Origin of the sequence: Enterobacter sp. 61D5, from assembly GCF_034107965.1 — a bacterium.
In the GTDB taxonomy this organism is placed as follows: Bacteria; Pseudomonadota; Gammaproteobacteria; order Enterobacterales; family Enterobacteriaceae; genus Enterobacter; species Enterobacter cloacae_M.
On record NZ_JAWNFK010000065.1, the window covers coordinates 1 to 249 of the forward strand.

Genomic DNA, 249 nt, shown 5'->3' on the forward strand with positions numbered 1-249 from the left:
GTTCTGGACCGTGCTGGGTAGCGTCGGTGCGCTCCCTTTTATCTTCTCGGAAAGCCCGAACCTCACGATTACCGATGCGTTTTTTGAATCTTTCTCTGGCCTGACCACTACGGGAGCCACTACGCTGGTGGGGCTGGATTCGCTCCCTCACGCCATCCTCTTTTATCGCCAGATGCTGCAATGGTTTGGCGGGATGGGGATCATCGTGTTGGCGGTTGCGATACTGCCTATCCTCGGCGTGGGTGGGAT

1 protein-coding gene is annotated in these 249 nt (G+C 57.0%); it reads left to right on the forward strand.

Annotated elements, in window-relative coordinates; genetic code table 11:
• Positions 1-249 (forward strand): potassium transporter TrkG (locus tag UTM25_RS22525; protein WP_320715396.1); only part of this gene is annotated, 249 nt, incomplete at both ends.